Origin of the sequence: Photobacterium sanguinicancri (assembly GCF_024346675.1) — a bacterium.
GTDB lineage: Bacteria > Pseudomonadota > Gammaproteobacteria > Enterobacterales > Vibrionaceae > Photobacterium > Photobacterium sanguinicancri.
This window is the reverse complement of sequence record NZ_AP024850.1, coordinates 2,567,408-2,585,307: the sequence shown is the minus strand read 5'-3', so window position 1 is coordinate 2,585,307 and position 17,900 is coordinate 2,567,408. Positions and strand designations below refer to the sequence as shown.

Annotated in this window: 13 protein-coding genes; 5 read left to right on the top strand and 8 right to left on the bottom strand. The window is 42.3% G+C overall.

Annotated elements, in window-relative coordinates; genetic code table 11:
- Nucleotides 1-2 precede the first annotated feature (2 nt).
- The 4 genes from OCU87_RS12010 to OCU87_RS11995 all read right to left on the bottom strand — a co-directional run bounded on the left by OCU87_RS12010 (nt 3) and on the right by OCU87_RS11995 (nt 4,406).
- Nucleotides 3-1,154, bottom strand: a complete 1,152-nt coding sequence (locus OCU87_RS12010; RefSeq protein ID WP_261857240.1) for a sensor domain-containing diguanylate cyclase — start codon at nt 1,152-1,154, stop codon at nt 3-5.
- Between the two features lie 276 nt (nt 1,155-1,430).
- Nucleotides 1,431-1,919 (bottom strand): hypothetical protein, encoded by a 489-nt coding sequence (locus OCU87_RS12005; RefSeq protein WP_261857239.1) that lies wholly within the window; start codon nt 1,917-1,919, stop codon nt 1,431-1,433.
- A gap of 1,104 nt (nt 1,920-3,023) precedes the next feature.
- Entirely contained in the window at nt 3,024-3,458 is a 435-nt protein-coding gene (locus OCU87_RS12000; RefSeq protein WP_261857238.1) for a hypothetical protein, read from the bottom strand.
- Nucleotides 3,459-3,707: 249 nt separating this feature from the next.
- Nucleotides 3,708-4,406 carry an SDR family oxidoreductase gene (locus OCU87_RS11995; protein ID WP_261857237.1) on the bottom strand — a complete coding sequence of 233 codons (699 nt, stop codon included), beginning with the start codon at nt 4,404-4,406 and terminating at the stop codon, nt 3,708-3,710.
- Nucleotides 4,407-4,679: 273 nt separating this feature from the next.
- Between OCU87_RS11995 and OCU87_RS11990 the strand changes: the two genes are divergently transcribed.
- Nucleotides 4,680-4,928 carry a hypothetical protein gene (locus OCU87_RS11990; protein WP_094957295.1) on the top strand — a complete coding sequence of 83 codons (249 nt, stop codon included), beginning with the start codon at nt 4,680-4,682 and terminating at the stop codon, nt 4,926-4,928.
- A 64-nt stretch (nt 4,929-4,992) separates the two neighbouring features.
- Here the strand turns inward: OCU87_RS11990 and OCU87_RS11985 are convergent, their stop codons facing one another.
- Together OCU87_RS11985 and OCU87_RS11980 are read right to left on the bottom strand one after the other, a co-directional pair.
- Nucleotides 4,993-6,855 carry a DUF3413 domain-containing protein gene (locus OCU87_RS11985; RefSeq protein ID WP_261857236.1) on the bottom strand — a complete coding sequence of 621 codons (1,863 nt, stop codon included), beginning with the start codon at nt 6,853-6,855 and terminating at the stop codon, nt 4,993-4,995.
- A 41-nt stretch (nt 6,856-6,896) separates the two neighbouring features.
- Nucleotides 6,897-7,112 carry a YejL family protein gene (locus OCU87_RS11980; protein ID WP_062690988.1) on the bottom strand — a complete coding sequence of 72 codons (216 nt, stop codon included), beginning with the start codon at nt 7,110-7,112 and terminating at the stop codon, nt 6,897-6,899.
- 76 nt (nt 7,113-7,188) lie between these two features.
- Here OCU87_RS11980 and yejK point away from each other — a divergent pair, with 76 nt between their 5' ends.
- The 4 genes from yejK to OCU87_RS11960 all read left to right on the top strand — a co-directional run bounded on the left by yejK (nt 7,189) and on the right by OCU87_RS11960 (nt 13,507).
- On the top strand, nt 7,189-8,202 hold the full coding sequence (yejK, locus tag OCU87_RS11975; RefSeq protein ID WP_062690989.1) for a nucleoid-associated protein YejK: 1,014 nt from the start codon (nt 7,189-7,191) through the stop codon (nt 8,200-8,202).
- Between the two features lie 262 nt (nt 8,203-8,464).
- Nucleotides 8,465-10,549 (top strand): Hpt domain-containing protein, encoded by a 2,085-nt coding sequence (locus OCU87_RS11970; protein ID WP_261857235.1) that lies wholly within the window; start codon nt 8,465-8,467, stop codon nt 10,547-10,549.
- Entirely contained in the window at nt 10,530-13,091 is a 2,562-nt protein-coding gene (locus tag OCU87_RS11965; protein ID WP_261857234.1) for a hybrid sensor histidine kinase/response regulator, read from the top strand. The genes OCU87_RS11970 and OCU87_RS11965 overlap by 20 nt, the downstream gene beginning before the upstream one ends.
- 47 nt (nt 13,092-13,138) lie before the next feature.
- Nucleotides 13,139-13,507 carry a nitrous oxide-stimulated promoter family protein gene (locus OCU87_RS11960; protein WP_062690995.1) on the top strand — a complete coding sequence of 123 codons (369 nt, stop codon included), beginning with the start codon at nt 13,139-13,141 and terminating at the stop codon, nt 13,505-13,507.
- Nucleotides 13,508-13,628: 121 nt separating this feature from the next.
- Here the strand turns inward: OCU87_RS11960 and fldA are convergent, their stop codons facing one another.
- Nucleotides 13,629-14,135: a flavodoxin FldA gene (gene fldA, locus OCU87_RS11955; protein ID WP_261857233.1), complete on the bottom strand. Its 507-nt coding sequence runs from the start codon at nt 14,133-14,135 to the stop codon at nt 13,629-13,631.
- Nucleotides 14,136-14,217: 82 nt separating this feature from the next.
- The gene (nifJ, locus tag OCU87_RS11950) at nt 14,218-17,760 is read right to left on the bottom strand and encodes a pyruvate:ferredoxin (flavodoxin) oxidoreductase (protein WP_261857232.1); all 3,543 of its coding nucleotides are present in this window, start codon (nt 17,758-17,760) and stop codon (nt 14,218-14,220) included.
- Nucleotides 17,761-17,900: the final 140 nt, after the last annotated feature.

Genomic DNA, 17,900 nt, shown 5'->3' with positions numbered 1-17,900 from the left:
TTCTACTTAGGTGCTTGATGATACCCATCGGACTCTGTAGCAGTATGAAAATAATAGCCATTTTTACCAAGGGCTTTGGCTTTATATAGCGCGTCATCGGTTAACTTAAATAAGCTGCTGGTTGAATGCTCAAGTGATGGGTTTATTGAAGCAACACCAATACTGATTGTCACGTAACTGGCATCATTGGGTTGCTTGTGCTTTAACTTGAGCCTTCTTACTGCGTGAAGTGCTTGTTTTGCGGCGTAGACTGCTGCTTTGTGATTTTGACCCGGTAAGAGTAAAACAAACTCTTCACCACCATAGCGAGCAAAAAGCGCTCCAGCTCGACGTTCGATAGTATTGAGTGCGCTAGCGATCACTTGTAAGCATTGATCACCAGCGGCATGACCGTATTGGTCGTTATAAGATTTAAAGTTATCAATATCAATAATCAGTAAAGAAAGTGGCAGTTGGTGACGCTCTGCTCGCCGCCATTCATCTTTAAATTGGCAATCGAAGGCACGGCGATTTGCCACGCCTGTTAATGGGTCACATTTTGCCAGTAGCTCTAGCTGTTGATTTGCACTTTGTAACGCTAGGGTACGCTCTGTGACGCGGTGCTCCAGCTCTTTGTTCAAGCGGATCAGTTTCTCTTCTGCTTGTCGACGAACAAGGTGCTGCGACACAATAAAACCAAATTGTTTCAATAACTGGCGGTGATAACCTTTTAAAGGGCGTCCCGATATTAAGTTGTCACACGCAATCCAACCCACGGCTTTGTCTTCATCCCATAGCGCGACATAAGCATTCCATCCTGATCCTACAGGCTCTAAATCGTGATAGAGCTCGGTATTATCATTGATCACTATGTATTCCTGCCCTTTTAATGCATGTGAAGAAAACCAATGGTCAGGAATAGCGGATTCAAAGTAGTGCTCATCCACTGTAGCTCCCGTCATATCTGTGCCATAGGTACCATGCATTCGCAATTTTTCATCGAAAAGAAAGATCGCCATTCTGTCGATATCGAGCTGTTTTTTTGCTTCATCAACGGCAGTAAAAAGTAGTTGATTGATGGAGTCAGTACGCCACAGCATGAAGGAAATGTCGTGAAGTGCCTGTAATTGCTCAAGCAATGCCTGTTGATGGAATGATTGAATGTGGGGAAGCACTTCGCCACTCTCCTTGTTATTTTTGCTCGTGTAATAAGGTATTGTTAGCGAAATATGGATATTAAAGGTAGGGGTAGTTCTCAAATTTGATTGAGTGCAGTTGCATATAGGGTGAAATGTGTGACTGATCTCATTTTCGTTAAGAAAATCATTATTTTTACAACAGAAAATGTGCTTGATTGACCCAAGTGACAAGGATGCACTTGAGCCAAATGTTATTTAAAAAGCGATTGCTATTAGCTCTTTAACTGAGTTATTTGTTGAGAGTAAGTGAATTTACTTTAGCTTTTCACATGGTGTTGCGGTGAAGTCTGCTCGTAATAATTGGTGTGTATAACTTATTGATTGAAAATCATTTTTTTGAGCTTCGCTTAATTTGTCGAGATCGATAGTGAAAACTCGGTAGCCAAATGAATCAATGATATCTGGCATACAGATGTCTTGGCCTGTTTTAATATCAAAGCACAGTTCTGTTTCACCACTCTTTTTGGTTAAGAGTGCACATGACTCAGATTTTACCGTGATCCCTAAATTTTCTAGATCACCTTTACTCTGAAATTTAAAACCTGATGTTGCCTGTACATTTGGAGTATTGCTTATTGTGCTTTGATTGTAATAACCATCCGCAACACCTACTCCTTTGAAGGTTATGCCATCGATAGCGATAACTTTTGCTTCACCTTTAGCGGCAGTTTCTACATCGTCTTTATTACAACCAAAAAGTGCGATTGTTGATAGTAGTGTGACAGCTGTGATTTTTTTCATTGCATATCCTTATTGTGCAAAAAAACATAATTATTTTCATCATTATCTTTTTTTGATGATTATATCAGTTAATCCCTCTTATGGAGGAGTGGTTATATATTATGCACGCATAATATTTTGTTATGATGGTTGTTGGCACATGGTATTAATTTGATTATTATATATACTTTAATGTGGCTACCTTTAAGGCAAAAATCGGAACTATTACTACAGCGATGAGCTATTTTTTTAATCCATATCAATAGATAACGGATGTCAAAATTAGTTTCCTAAAATCATTATTTTCTGGTATGTCAGTAGATTTTTTAGAATGTAATTATCAGCACTAGTAAATAGTTTGTACCTAATCCTAGTCATTTTAAAATTAGAAGCCCAACCGGTCCATTTACCTTCTAATTGACAAATTATGTACTCGTTTTATTAAAAATATCAAACGTTCCGCCAATTAAAAAGAACCATTAAGACCCCAATAGTATTGTTATCTTGGCCACTAACAATTACTTTAGACATGAAAATTGAAACACTTCGTTGAATACAGACTATGCGCTGCCCATCTGGTGTTTTTATTTTAATGTCGAACGGCGTCATTCGTTTATAGTCAGTAAACCATAACTGCTTAGTGAAGAGCCCTAAAGACTATTTTATACACTCCATAATTACGTCTCATATTGACTGATCATAAATGTTGAAATTATTGACTGCCTTAAAGATCTCTATATGTTATTTAACTAAAAATTGTTATTAATTACTTCGGGTGTGTTCGATTTTTATCCATTGGGGTTACACTTTACTGGAAATACATAAAAACTTAGTTTAGATTTCTCATGTCACCTCTTAAGTGACTGAAAAGTAACGAAAGAGTAATTTAAAAGTGGAAGTGCTTAATTTATTATTCTAAGTTTTATCTGGTAGATTTATTTAAAAATAAAAATTACGCAATCATTATTGATATTTAAGGAACGTAACAGCCGCAATAAGAAGCGCGTCGGCAAACTCATAAAGTTCATGAAACTTAATACCCAAACTGATGGGTTTACAGTGTCACCTTGATTTTATTGACAATGTTTCACTAATTAAAAAAGGTGGGAGTTACCCACCTTTAATTTAATTTTCGAAAGTCATAGTATTTCCGACTTTGAATTGGTAATTACTAATTGAATATTTACTAATACGGTAATACTCCCGAAGTTTTTCTTTTAAATCAATTGAAAATTCAAGTGCTTGTGGATCTGTTAAGTCTTGGTTACTTCTACCCAAAGCGCCGCAGGCTGTAATAGATGGTTTTTTTATTCGAATAGTAATGACATTGGATTCATTCATTGTCGCATCAAAACTAGTTGGATCACATAATGTTTTGGATTTGGATGTTAGTACACCATTCTCTATTTGAATATGGTCGTATAGTTTGACGTATTCTGAAACATACTTATCTGAAACTGTAGCCTTAACTTTGGGTAGTAAAGTGTCAGCGGCTGATGACATCATAGGCGTTGCTAATGCCAAACCTAATAATGCTAAACGAGTACTATTCTTCATCATAAATTATCCATTAATGTTTTTATTGTCGTCACTTTTGGTGCCAACCGAACTTACAATTAATTATCTTTTTGATGAAATAGTTAGTTAATAATTTGCGATGTTTATTCAACTAATCAAAATGTTTACATTTTTATTTGTTATGCTGGGATAAGTGAGTGTTATATTTTTGATGAGGGTAGCCATTTGGAGGTATCTCCCTATCAGCTATTATAATAGTTGGAAGGGAGAGGTAGGATTTTACTTTTTTTATTACCAAGGGATGTTAGTGCCATCAAAGTTGTAAAATTCTCCACTTTGAGAAGGCGATAAATTATCTAAGACGTTTTTTAAGCCTGACGCGGAGACTTGCGTGTCAATTAAAGCATTGGGTCCACCCATTTCCGTTTGTACCCAGCCAGGGTGAAGCGCAACAGAAAGAATACCTTGTGGTAATAAGTCGTTGGATAGGCTTTTGACGACGGAGTTTAAGGCCGCTTTTGATGAGCGATAAATGTAACCACCACCGCTGGTATTCTCCGTCATACTGCCAACTTTCGATGAAATAGAGGCAATAATCCCTTGAGGAGCCAGTTTAAGCTGAGGGTAAAAAGCTTCTGCCATTTTTAGCGGAGCAATCGTGTTAACCTCAAAGACCTTTCGCCATTCATTGGCATTGGTGTGACCAAATCCATAGCCTTTCGGACCGTAATAACCCGCATTGTTAATCAACAAATCTAGTGGTGTCCCCTTTAGGGTCTGGCTCAGAGCCATTACAGCGTCATGGTCTGTGACGTCGAGCGTGTGAAGGTGTAAGTTTTGAGGAGATGCGCTTGCTAGTGATAATAATTCCTGTGCTTGTGATATATCGCGACAAGATGCATCGACATGCCAGCCATCATCCAGATAGTGTTTTACTAATGCCAAACCTATACCGCGGTTTGCGCCAGTGATCAGTAGCCGAGGTTGCATGATATCTCCTTTCTTAATTTGCTTTGTCGCTTGCTTGTTGGGTTATATCAATCTGACTAAGTAACTGATCGTTTTACTGATTAAAATCACTGAACACTTACTTACCCAGAGTAGTGCTAGCCTATTGGGTTTGGTTCATAAACTCAATATTGAGACATCAGTGTCTTGGTGATTTTCACTAAGGTTGTAAGTAGGGGATTTGACGGGTGATGATTTATGAAGTCGCGATGGGAATATGCGAGATTTGGAACCGGACTACTTAAGATAAGTGGAATGATAGCAGCGCTATTATTGCTGAGTGGCTGTGAGAGTGCCCGCCATGATCAGCTAATTGAGTTAGGTTTTACTCGACCTTATTTGGATGGCTATCAAGATGGTTGCCATAGCCGAAAAGAGCAGGCAGTTACGCACCATGATGGTTTTCGCCAAGATCCTGAGCGTATGTATGATGACCAAAAATATGCCAATGGCTGGCAAGATGGATATGAGCAGTGCTACGCCAGCAACACTGAATACCATTAGCCTCGGGCGGTAGTGATCACAGACAAAAAAGCAGCTTAATTGCTGCTTTTTTGTTTAAGTCAGATTACTTTTGAGGGTGATAAAAGCGTTTTAGCTCATTCATTACCTGCATCAACGTTGACAGTTTTGGTCGACGTTCATCTTTAATCTTATAGTGTTCGTCATAGACTTGATAGTTACCATAGCGGTCGACGACTGTGGTTGTATTTTTTTGAATAACTACAATATCTTTACTGTCACCAGCAATTACCCATCGACGTGTATTTTCATTATCAAACAAGCTATTACCACTGCTGTATTTATCGCTAGTCGTGGATACATTCAGTAATGCCTCCATTAGTGTAGGAGCTACATCTAAATGACTTGTTACTGTCTCTATAACGTCGGAGTCACGGTTTGGCCAATGGATGACTAAAGGGACTTTTAATTGATACTGGCTATAATTGCTGTTTGAACCCCAGCTATTGGTACCTGTTTCGTTAAATTCAGTACCGTGATTTGACGTGAAAATAATAATGGTGTTATCAAGCACTTGTTGTGCTTCTAATGCAGCTAAGATCTGACCGACCAAACTATCGGCATAATTAGCCGCATTACGGTAACTATTTTTTAGCAACAAACCTGGGTCGCTGATTTTTGTATTTTTTGCTGTAGTGCTAAGTGATGGTGTAAATGTTGGCGTGTAGCCACCATCTTCTTCAAACTCTTGCACCGCCAGTAGTTCTATATAACTGAACCAAGGTTTATCATCTTCAAGCGTTGTGGTAAGCCATGTCTGCCAGTTATCGACAGCGAGTTGATCGCTAGGCGTCGCATTATCTGAGCTGTGGTTAGCTAGCTTTTGCTGTTCAAAGATAGTTTGATAATAAATGGGTGAACTAAAATGGTCACCACTGAACAGGCCAAATTGGTATTTACGCTTATTTAGCGTAGAAACAAGTACTGGGCTTGTGCTTTCAGCACGGACGCTTTCTAAATAGCTGCCTGGTAGGCCGTAAAATAAGCCAAATATACCGACAGTATTATCATTGCTAGTGCTGTAATGGTTTTTGTAATTGATGTTTTGGTCTGCAAAACTCGCCAAGTTAGGCATAATCTTGCTACTAACCATATCGCTGCGTAAGCCATCTATCATTACGATGAGTACATTTTGATTTGTACCTTGGTCAGAGAAGCTTAACTTTTCAATAGGGTAGCGAATCAGCGGGCTATGGTTTTCACCTGCTTCTTCTTTGCGTTTGGCGTACTCATTACGATCAATAAGTCCATGTTTTTCCATAAAGGTTTTTGCTGTCATAGGGTATGACAATGGAAAATTAGAACGTTGCATTGTCACTGGGCGATACAAAAATGCATCAGCCCAGATATAGACCAGATGACTGCCTAAGAAACATAAGCCAAATACCAGTGCAATCGGCCCTCCCACATGCTTGCGGGTGATCTTTCGCAACTTACGCCATAACCACTCAGACAGCACCAATTGCAGTAAAAAGAGAATAGGCACAGCAATAAACAGGTATTGCCAACGTGCGTTTAACTCACTCTTTTCACCACTAAGTAAAAGATCCCAAACTAATGGGCTTAAGTGGAGGTCTAGTGTGGTGTAAGCATAGGTATCTAAGATTAATGTGGTTAAACCTAAAGTGGCAATAAGCACTGCGAATAAACGCATTAATCGTTGAGAAGGGATCAGAAAGCTAGCAGGAAAAATGATCAGGATATATAACCCAAACACAAGGAAGCCAAAGTGACCCACCCAACTTAGCAATAGATACAGTTGACCTAATAGCGTTACAGGCCATTCTGAATGCACAATATATCGCGTGCCCAAAAGCATGGCAGCGATGATATTGAAAAAGCTAAACCAGTGTCCCCAGCTGATAAGCTGAGATACTTTGTCTTTGTAATTATTTCCGCTAGCGACCATATCTGTTTATTCTTCTCTGTCTCTCGGGCAAAGTGTCTCTGTTAGTCTTTGATTGTGGTCTGCAGTGCTTGGGCAAATTTCTCAGCAATCGCTTTACGTTGGCCCGCTGGTAGATCAGCATTGATGATGTTGGTAGCAATGTTGCCCACAACCATCAGCGCAAGTTCTGCTGATGCATCGTGTTTTTCTAGTACGTCAAACAGATCACTGATGATTTGTTCAACTTTGTCGTTGCTGTATTTTGAAGTAATAGGCATAGGAAGTCTTGTTTAAAGTTTACTAAAGCAGCTTATAATAACCTACACTTTTGGTTAACTGAAAAACTTTTCAATTATGAGTTTAATCCTTTCGAACGTTATTCTGCACCAACTTGCTAAGAATGATAAAGATGAATTTGAAGTTCATCTTAGAAAACAAACACTTGATCACAGTGAGTCGACTGAAAACCTTGTTGCAGAGCTCCATCGAGTATACAGCAGTAAAGGTGCAAAAGGTTTTGCCCACTTCTCAGAAGAGAGTGAATTTAGCTATTGGTTGAAGCAGTGTCGCACTAAAGAACTCGATTTTCTGTCATTTTCTGACCAATCTGCCAAGCGCTTACAAGCTGAATTGGCAAAATATCCCTTTGCTGAATCTGGCACACTGGTGATGGCTGAGTATCAATCGCTGGCGACAGACTATTTATTTATCGGTTTAATGCCGACCTGCCATAGTATGAAAGTAACAGAACAATTAGATATCAGTGCGACGGACTATTTAGATGTCGCTAAGATGGACATTGTTGCGCGTATCGATCTTTCGGCGTGGGAAACTGATGCGGAATCTAAGCGTTACCTGACATTTATTAAAGGGCGAGTGGGCCGTAAGATTGCAGATTTCTTCTTAGATTTCCTACAAGCAGAAGTGGGTTTGGACGTTAAAGTTCAAAACCAAGTGCTAATGCAAGCTGTGGAAGATTTCTGCGCTGATTCGCGTCTAGATAAAGAAGAAAAGCAACAGTACCGCAAGCAAGTGTACGATTACTGTAACGAACAGCTACAAGCTGGTGATGAAGTGACGGTTAAAGAACTTGCTGGTGAGCTACCACCATCAGAAGATGGTACTGATTTTTACCAGTTTACGTCGCAGCAAGGCTATGAACTTGAAGAAAGCTTCCCAGCTGATCGCACTGCTATGCGCAAGTTAACTAAGTTTGTTGGTTCAGGTGGTGGTATGTCTATTAACTTTGACAGTATGTTGCTGGGTGAGCGTGTTTTTTATGATGCAGAAACAGATACGTTAACGATTAAAGGTACACCGCCTAACTTAAAAGATCAGCTACAGCGTCGCTTGAATTCTGATAGTTAAGCTATTCGTTACTACTGTAAAGCGATAGGGAGGAGTTCTCTTTGTCGCTTGATAGCCTTTGCGCTTGGCTTACAGTTGTGTAAGCCATTGCCGCTCGTTATTGCATGATCGTTTTGTCAATTCGTCACGTTTTTCGTGATCTTGTGGGCATAAATGCTGATAGGCGAGAATAAGTATTACATGGAAGTTTGTTGGCTTAACTAGGCATCATTGTCTAATATTATGCTTGCAATATTAACTACTTGCGCCTTCAGGAGCAGACATGGATGATGACAATAAGATTGCCTTCCCACCCAGTGTAACGACAGTACAACAACAGTCTACAAAAGCTGTTTGGGTATCTCGTGCTCTTTTTGTGCTGAGTTTGTTGATAGGTGTGGCGTTTGCCTATTTATACGGACAGTCGAGCCGATTAACGAGTATTGAAACTGACGTTGAGCAACTGCAAGCCGAAGCACTTAGTCTACATAAGCAAGCTGTTGTGAATCGGTTTGAATCCATTGATAACCCAAGCAAAATATCGATAGTTTTCCGTCAGCGGCTGCTGCAACTAAGCAACCATCAAGCTGGAGGGGAACTGAAAACTGAATTAAATAAGCTAACGCTACAAGGTAGTCAGTATGCAGAGCAGCTTGATATTGCTTTGATGAGTCATGACGCTTTTAGCAATATAGCTTTAACTTTGATTGACGCACAAAAAGCAAACCAGAGTCCAGAACTTGAATCGCTATATCATCAACTGACGTTGGATTTGTTGAGCTTATTAAGCCAAGAGCAAACAAATAATGACGCGGTTTTAGAAGAGTTGAATCGTTCATTACTGTCTATTGATACACAGCAACAGCAGCTGAGCCCAGAGTTACAAGTCCAAGCTAAGTTCGTCATAAAGTCTATTCTACCTATGCTTTCGCGCTATGTGCAGTATTTACAGGCGGTTCAAAATATTCATCTAACCCCTTTTGATGACACATATAATAGTGTGCTGCATAAGACAAAAGAAATACGTAGTCAGTATGAGTTCGGCCAGTTATTTCTTATGGTGGTGCTCGTTATTATCGTCGCGATAAGTACATGGCTTAATCTGCTTTTTAAACTATTGCCAAACAAAGCGCTAGCTGTGAAGGCTGAGTCAGCTCGGAAAAAAGAAGTGCAGGGCAGCAATACTCAACACCAGCCTGATAATATTGTGTCGGGTAAGACGACAGCAAGCACACCAACAGATACGGGGCAAGTTTCACCTGCACAATCTGATTCTAGTAAGCCCCTCATCCGACAAAATGAACCAGAGTTGAGTACGCCAGCACACCAGAGTATTGACGATACAGAGACTCAAGCTGGGCATATTGAGTTGGATGCGTCTTCTAATACAGAGAAGTCAATATCGGCATCTCCTGCGCTTTCATCGATAGAGTTATTTGACCTTCGCCATATACTGCATTGCATGGATGAAGATCTCGATTCGGTCATCATGCTACTAGAAATTTTTGTTCAAGAGCACGGTAGTGATGGTATCTACTTTAGATTAGCGCTTGAGGATGGCCGTATTGATGATGCTGCACGTATTGTTCATAGTTTAAAAGGTGTAGCTGGCAGTATCGGTTCTAATGCTTTGAAAAATATCGCTGAACGCTTGGAGTTAGCAATTAAAAAAGAAGATATGATTGTTGAGAGTGACAGTGCTGAATTAGACACTATCCTTAAGGGTGTGGTGAAAACAGTACAGGTTTATCTAGAAACGCAAGGTGTCACGGTTGCAGTAAAAAAGTTTGAGCCTGAAAACGAGAAGTCTAAGCCAGAAGAGGGCAGCGTTGAATTTGATGTGGCTTGTTCAGAAAATACCTTGATGAATGATCAAGTCGCGGATAATGGAGCTGCAGGGCTCTCTGAAAATAAGGTCACGATACAGCAAGAACTTACTCCTAGAGATTGTGACACAGCTGCCGAAGGCCGTCAGGAACCAGATGCTAAGAGGAGTTCACTGATAGATATTAAGTACATGATGACCACTATGGATGACGATGCTGACTCAGTAAAAATGCTGCTGGAAATCTTTATTGATGAGCACGTAAATGATGGAAAAAAACTATTACAGCAAGTCCACAATAGCACTGAAATATCAGAAGATGCGATTCGAATCGTTCATAGCATCAAGGGGGTCTCTTCAAGTTTAGGTGCTCATCCATTAAGAGTGCTAGCGGGTGACATTGAGACGAGGTTTAAGCAAGGACAACCTGTTAGCGATGCTGATTACCGAGCGTTTGATTTACTGCTAACAGATACTATTTCTGCTGCGACTTACTATTTAGAGGCAGAGAACTTAGCGGTTTATGACGAGGGAGTTGCGTAAGAGTGTGTTTGCACCAATGAAGCCGAAAGTGATTGCTTGGTATCAGTCTATAAGTTTTAAGGGCCTTACGTTGTTAGTGGCTCTTTTGCTAATGGTTGTGTTGAGCATTGTGTACGTGATGGAAACGGTCGGTTTTCGGCTTTCTATTCAATCAGCTGAGCAGAGGGTCGCTGCGGAATCGGAAGCCGTCGGTCAGTCTATTGTTCAACTTGGCGCTAAAATTGAGATTGCTGCACTGAGTTTATCAAATGCCGTCGAAACCATTGAATCCCCTGACGTACTCGATAGCTTCTTCCAAAATCTACTGACGAGCCCAGCTATCGGTAAGTTTATAGCGGGCGGTGGGATTTGGCCTGATGCTTATGATGGTGATAGAAAGCTACTGAATAGTCTGTTTTATACCAAAAACAGCACGGGGTCGGTTGAGCGAATTGATAGCTATAATAACCATTTATCGGCGCCCTATTATGCTGCAGAGTGGTTTGCCCCTGCACGTTGGTTAACCGCGGGTGATGCGTACTGGTCGCAATCTTATACCGACCCTTATACAGCAGAGCCTATGGTAACTTGTACCGTGCCTTATTTCTCTAAAGGGGAGTTTGCTGGTGTTGTCACATTAGATATCCGTGTTAAAGCGCTTAATACCTACTTGGTTGAACAAGGTCAGCAGCAAGGTGTTTATTTTTCTTTGTTGGATCGCTCGGGACGTTTTTTAGCCTATCCGGAACCTGACAGAGTGATGGATACAGCCACTGAGGCCCCAAGCTATATTTTAAGCCATGAATATTCTGAAAATGAACCGAGTTTCACGCCAATTGCTGTCGCGATTAATGACATCATGGCGAAACGACGTCACCAATATCAAACCGACAAAAAAGTAGATCTCCTGGCAAAAAAAATAGTTGAACACTCACTGAGTATCTCAATTAGCTATGCAATTTCAGTTGCGACCGAGTTGCTGTACCCCGATGAAAATATGAGCCGATCTCAGCCCTTGTTTAGCTTGAATGTGGATACCGATCCTATCTTGAACCAAGCGGCATTTATTTCCGCGATTCGTATTCCTCGAATGCAATGGATGTTAATTCAAGGTGTTCCTCAACATGATATGTACGCCCAAGCTATTCAACTAGAAAGGCAGCTACTCTTGTTTATGTTGCCTGTTGTTGTGGTATTCATTGCCGTCACCTTTATCTTTTTTTACCGACGAATTTTTAAACCATTAAAGTCAGTTCGTGAAGCATTAGCCGAACAAAGAAATGATGAGGAATTTACCCCTTTACCTGTTTATCACCGTGATGAATTAGGCGCCTTGGTTTATCGTTTTAATCAGCGTAGTAAAAGTTTGATTACTGCCAAGCAGCAAGCGCTAAAAGCGGCTGAAGCGAAGCAGCAATTTTTAGCCAACATGAGCCATGAAATTCGCACCCCAATGAATGGTATTATTGGTGCTGCAGGTTTAATGCAAAGTGAATCCTTATCGAGACAACAGCGAGAATATGTGTCGATTATCAGTCATTCAGCGAAAAGTTTGATGACACTAATTAATGATATTTTGGACTTTAGCAAAATAGAATCGAGTAAAGTTGAACTTGAGTCTGTGCCATTCAATCTGCACGAAATAGCCAAATACGCTCATGCATTACTTCGTCCAACGATTGAAAACCCAGCTTTAGTTGATTATCGACTGCATTATGATGATGCTATTCCTCTGACATTATTAGGGGATCCTACTCGTATTCAGCAAATTCTTATTAACCTGCTAGGTAACGCCAATAAGTTCACAGAACAAGGCTTTATTCACTTGGATGTGGCCTTAGTCCAACGCGATAAACATACCGTCGTGGTTGAAATAAAGGTATCAGATAGTGGTATTGGCATACCGAATGAAAAAATTGAGCATATTTTTGATAAGTTTTCGCAAGCGGATGAAACGACAACGCGGCGTTTCGGTGGCTCGGGGTTGGGGTTAACGATCACTCGTCAGTTGATTGAACTTATGGATGGGGGGATTCATGTTATTAGCAAAGAGGGATTGGGTTCTGAGTTTGTTGTAACGCTACCATTCTCTATGGCTAAAAGCCGCGAGAATCCATCAGTTTCACACTTAATGGCCGCGGAAAGCGCTTCCTGTGAGCCTCCTTTTATAGGACAACGTTGTTTACTGGTTGAAGATAATAACGTGAACCGTCTTATTGCCAGCCAGTTATTGAGCCGTCTAGGTTTTTCTATTGATACGGCATGCGATGGTGTTGAGGCGGTAGAAAAAGCACAGCGCGAGTTGTTTGATGTTATTTATATGGATATGCAAATGCCACGTCTAGACGGCGTCGGTGCAACTAAAGCTATTCGTGAAATGGATGGAATTAATGTCGATACGGCAATAATTGCGATGACAGCCAATGTTATGGCGGCGGATGTCGCACTGTGTCGAGAAGCAGGAATGCAAGGTCATATAGGTAAGCCTATCTCAGAATCAGACCTTTATACTGTGACTATACAGGCTATAGAGGATAATAGTGCGATCACAATGCAAAGTTGATCCTTATCAAATCTTCTTTGTACGCGCGGTGGATAATAAGCCGCACTATGATAGTTCAAAACCAACATTCAGTTCGTTCGCAGCGTGAACTGGACACAGTGAAGGCGATGATTCGCCTGTATTGTAAAACGCTGCATCGTGGGGCAATTATGTGCCCTGAATGCGAAGGCCTTATCGCTTACGTTGAAAGTAGAATGACAAGCTGTCGATTAGGTAATGAAAAGCCGACATGCCAATGTTGTTCTGCCTCTTGCTACCCACCAGCGAAACGCCTTCATTTGACGCATGTTTTACGCTGGTCGTTGCCTCGTTTTTTTTGGCGGCACCCGATGAAAGCTTTTCATTTCAAAATGGATAGTTTACGTGCGGGACATCGCCATACAGAGCAGGCGGCAGGGGCGAGTCATAAAGGGTAATTATTCATCTATCTGAGACACTCGATCTAATGTCGTTTCATTAGCAATTTAGCTCTCAAGTAAAAAAGGCTGCCACGGCAGCCTTCTTTGTTTTTATTTTTAACCGGCCTTTTGGGTATAACTACAGGTTGAAACCTAATGTTGTTAACCAAGTGGCAATACGATCATCGGTTAATTCAGGTTGACGGTCTTCATCAAGTGCCAAGCCTACAAATTTACCACTCTCTTTTTCTGCGCGAGAATCATTAAAATCATACCCTTCAGTTGACCAAGCGCCTACTAACTCACCGCCTGCCTCAACCACTAAATCTGCTAAGTCTCCCATTGCATCCAAGAAGCTGTCTGGGTAATCAATTTGATCGCCAAGACCAAATAGCGCTACTTTTTTGCCACTTAAATCAGCATCTTCTAGCTCTGGTACGAAGTAGTCCCAGTCAGGTTGCATCTCGCCATAGTTTGCAGTCGGCGTACCTAAGATAAGTAGTTCATAGTCATCAAAGATCTCGCTAGTACACCCAGCAATGTCTTGGGCTTCAAGGTTGAGCTTTTCTGCGATTTTTTGTGCTGCGGCTTCGGTATTTCCTGTGTCACTACCAAAGAAAATAGCAGTATTAAGTTGAGCTGTCATGGTGTCTCCTTTGCTGCCCGTAGGCAGCTTCTCTGTAATTTAGTGATAAAAATGTAAAGCGTGAGTGGCGTCAGTTACGCGTTTATTTCCACTCTAATAATTGGTTTAAGAGTTGATGCTTATGGCTAACTTGTTGACGTAAACGTTCAAGGTTTGCTGCATAGCGCTCTGGGTCTTTACGCTGAACCTGTGTAAAGCGTGCTTCTTTGCTAATAAGCTCTTCGACGTCTTTTTTCGGTGGCTTCGAGTCCAGTTGCAGTGCGGCGCGGCCTTTCTCGGTACGGCGAGGATCAAAGCGGAATAGTGGCCATAGGCCGGTTTCAACCAATAGTTGCTGATGTTCGACACCTTCAGCCATATCAAAACCATGGGTAATACACGGTGAGTAGGCTATAACCAGTGAAGGACCAGGGTAAGCTTCGGCTTCCTGTAGGGCTTTAACGGCATGATTCATATTGGCACCAAGGGCGATTTTGGCGACATAGACATTGCCGTGCATCATGATATTAACGGCTAGATCTTTACCGTTGCTCGCTTTACCTTGAGTGGCAAACTTTGCTACGGCGCCTGTTGGGGTTGCTTTTGATTGCTGGCCGCCTGTGTTGGAGTAACCCTGGGTATCCATCACTAAGACATTAACGTTATCGCTGCCAGACAGCACATGGTCGAGGCCACCAAAGTCGATGTCATATGCCCAGCCGTCACCACCGACAATCCAGTTACTTTTGGCGACTAAATCATCTGCGCTGTTGATGAGTGCTTGATGCGAGAAATCAAGTTGAGCTCGGAGTTTGTTGACGTTGTCGCGCTGACGGCACACGGCCGCTTCGCTACTGTCGAAAGCGTCATTGATGAGTTGTTCACGTAATTCGGTTGGGATCACATCGGCAACTTGTTCTAGTAAATGCAATACGCGATCGCGTTTACTGTTGAGCGCAAGACGCATACCCAAACCAAATTCAGCGTTATCTTCAAATAGAGAGTTTGCCCACGCAGGACCACGGCCGTTTTTGTCTACCGCATACGGCGTTGTCGGTAAGTTACCACCGTAGATAGAAGAACAGCCTGTTGCATTGGCGATTAGCATACGATCACCAAACAGTTGGGTGAGTAGCTTGATATAAGAGGTTTCGCCACAGCCAGAACATGCACCAGAGAACTCAAACAAGGGTTGTAACAATTGACTGCTACGAGCATCGATTCGCTTAATATCGATGCGAGCAAGCTCAGGTAGTTCAGTGAAGTACTGGTAGTTTTCACTTTGGCTTTCAATGTGTTCAACTTTTGGTTGCAAGTTGATGGCCTTACGGCTTGGGTCGTCTTTATCACTTGCAGGGCAAGCCATAGTACAGAGATTACAGCCCGTACAGTCCTGTGGTGAAACTTGGAGGGTGTATTGCTGCCCTTTGAAATCACGTTGCTTGTATTCTGTGACTTTAAAGCCTTCTGGTGCGTCAGCTAAGTCATCAGCATTGACGGCTTTTGCTCTGATTGCTGCGTGTGGGCAAACCAAAGTACAGATATTACATTGGGTACAAAGGTCTTCTTCCCATACTGGAATTTCTTGGGCAATGTTGCGTTTTTCCCATTGACTGGTGGCGGTTGGCCATGTGCCATCAACAGGGAAAGCACTTACTGGTAGTAAGTCGCCTTTATCGGCCATCATCATGGCACTGACGTGTTTGACTAGATCTGGCGCCCGCTCGCTAACAACTGCAGGGCGAGAGAAAGTGCTGGTTACTGTGCTTGGAATCGTCACTTGCTCAATACGGGCAACGGTTGCGGCCACCGCTTTTTGGTTCGCTTCGACAATGGCTGGGCCACGCTTACTGTACGATTGCTCAATCGCTTGATTGAGTTTTTCGAGCGCTTGTTCGGTGGGCATCATCTCGCTTAACGCAAAGAAACCCGCCTGCATGATGGTATTAATGCGATTTTTTAACCCTAGCTCGCGCGCCAGTGATACAGCATCAATCACATACATAGACAGCTGTTTATCAATGATTTGCTGCTGTACTTCGCGGGGCAGGTATTGCCATACGTTTTCAGCCGAGTGAGGGCTGTTAAGCAGTAATGTCGCTTGCGGTGCCGCACGCTCGACCATTTCCAATTTATTGATGAATTGGAATTGGTGGCAGGCAATGAACTCTGCTTGCTCGATCAAGTACGGTGCTTCGACTGGGTGCTGATCAATACGTAAATGCGAGACGGTGGTACCGCCTGATTTTTTCGAGTCGTAGACGAAGTAACCTTGGGCGTGTAAATCGGTATTTTCACCAATGATCTTGATGGTGTTTTTGTTGGCACTGACGGTGCCATCTGCGCCTAAACCATAAAATAGCGCACGAAGGCGAGAGCTTGGCTCGGCATCAATTTGCGTTTTAACAGGCAAAGAGAGGTGCGTGATGTCATCGGTAATACCAACAGTAAAATTATGATGTAAACGATCTTCCGCCATTGCAGTAAAGATCGCATTGGCATGGCTTGGGTTGAACTCTTTTGATGATAAGCCGTAACGTCCACCCATAATTCGAGGAAGTTGGCTAAGCGTCTGTGCCGCAACGGCTTGAGTGAGGCTTGCTACTACATCAAGGTAAAGCGGCTCGCCCATTGCACCTGGTTCTTTGGTGCGATCGAGCACCGCAATGTTTTTTACACTGGCTGGCAGCACTTGTAAGAAGTGCTTCAATGAAAATGGTCGGTACAGGTGAACGTTGAGCACGCCCACTTTTTGGCCTGCTTGTAATTGATGATCAACGGCTTGTTGAACAGTCGAGGTAGCAGAGCCCATCACAATGATGATGTTAGTGGCTTCTGGATGACCGTAGTAATCAAACAGTTTGTATTCACGGCCAGTGAGCTTGGCAAACTTCGCCATGTTATCTGCGACGGTATCTGGACACGCCGTATAGAATGAGTTGGCAGCTTCTCGAGACTGGAAGAAGGTATCAGGATTTTGTGCAGTACCACGGATACTCGGTGCATCAGGCGTAAGGCCGCGCTGATGGAATGCATCAACCGTATTTTGATCGATCATGTCAGTGATGGTGTCATCATGGATCATGGCGATCTTGTTGATCTCGTGCGAGGTACGGAAACCATCAAAAAAATGTACAAATGGAATGCGGCTATCAAGTGTCGAGGCTTGTGCGATCAGCGAGAAGTCGTGCGCTTGTTGAACGGAATTGGCAGCTAGCATGGCAAAGCCCGTTTGGCGTACGGCCATGACATCTGAATGGTCGCCAAAAATAGATAAAGCATGGGTAGCTAACGTACGCGCGGCAACATGCATAACAAACGGTGTTAGTTCACCTGCAATTTTATACATATTAGGGATCTTAAGCAGTAACCCCTGTGATGATGTAAAGGTTGTTGCCAGTGAACCTGCCATTAATGCGCCGTGAACAGCACCAGCAGCGCCACCTTCCGATTGCATTTCAATCACTCGGGGTACTTGTCCCCACAGGTTTTTCTTTGATTGGCTTTCCCATGTCTCACAGGCTTCAGACATAGGGGAGGACGGTGTGATTGGGTAGATACCGATCACTTCATTACAACGGTAAGCGATGGATGCAGCGGCTTCATTACCGTCTAATGTTTTATAAATATTTTTTTGTTCAGACATAGCAAGCTCCAGCGAACGAGCACTGTAATAATTTCTTATTAGCAATATATGTGGGGTGAGTCGCTTCCTGAGTGGGTAGGGTGGAAGCGACTCATGAGGTCTATCCCGATATTCGATTTAGTGCCGAATAACGTAGACGG

Excerpts from the sequence above, each read along its gene's own strand:
- nifJ (WP_261857232.1), bottom strand. The coding sequence starts at position 17,760 with ATGTCTGAACAAAAAAATATTTATAAAACATTAGACGGTAATGAAGCC.
- OCU87_RS11965 (WP_261857234.1), top strand. The coding sequence starts at position 10,530 with ATGACGAGGGAGTTGCGTAAGAGTGTGTTTGCACCAATGAAGCCGAAA.
- OCU87_RS11960 (WP_062690995.1), top strand. The coding sequence starts at position 13,139 with ATGATAGTTCAAAACCAACATTCAGTTCGTTCGCAGCGTGAACTGGAC.
- OCU87_RS11980 (WP_062690988.1), bottom strand. The coding sequence starts at position 7,112 with ATGCCTATTACTTCAAAATACAGCAACGACAAAGTTGAACAAATCATC.
- fldA (WP_261857233.1), bottom strand. The coding sequence starts at position 14,135 with ATGACAGCTCAACTTAATACTGCTATTTTCTTTGGTAGTGACACAGGA.
- OCU87_RS11990 (WP_094957295.1), top strand. The coding sequence starts at position 4,680 with ATGATAGCAGCGCTATTATTGCTGAGTGGCTGTGAGAGTGCCCGCCAT.
- OCU87_RS11970 (WP_261857235.1), top strand. The coding sequence starts at position 8,465 with ATGGATGATGACAATAAGATTGCCTTCCCACCCAGTGTAACGACAGTA.
- OCU87_RS11985 (WP_261857236.1), bottom strand. The coding sequence starts at position 6,855 with ATGGTCGCTAGCGGAAATAATTACAAAGACAAAGTATCTCAGCTTATC.
- OCU87_RS11995 (WP_261857237.1), bottom strand. The coding sequence starts at position 4,406 with ATGCAACCTCGGCTACTGATCACTGGCGCAAACCGCGGTATAGGTTTG.
- yejK (WP_062690989.1), top strand. The coding sequence starts at position 7,189 with ATGAGTTTAATCCTTTCGAACGTTATTCTGCACCAACTTGCTAAGAAT.
- OCU87_RS12005 (WP_261857239.1), bottom strand. The coding sequence starts at position 1,919 with ATGAAAAAAATCACAGCTGTCACACTACTATCAACAATCGCACTTTTT.
- OCU87_RS12000 (WP_261857238.1), bottom strand. The coding sequence starts at position 3,458 with ATGATGAAGAATAGTACTCGTTTAGCATTATTAGGTTTGGCATTAGCA.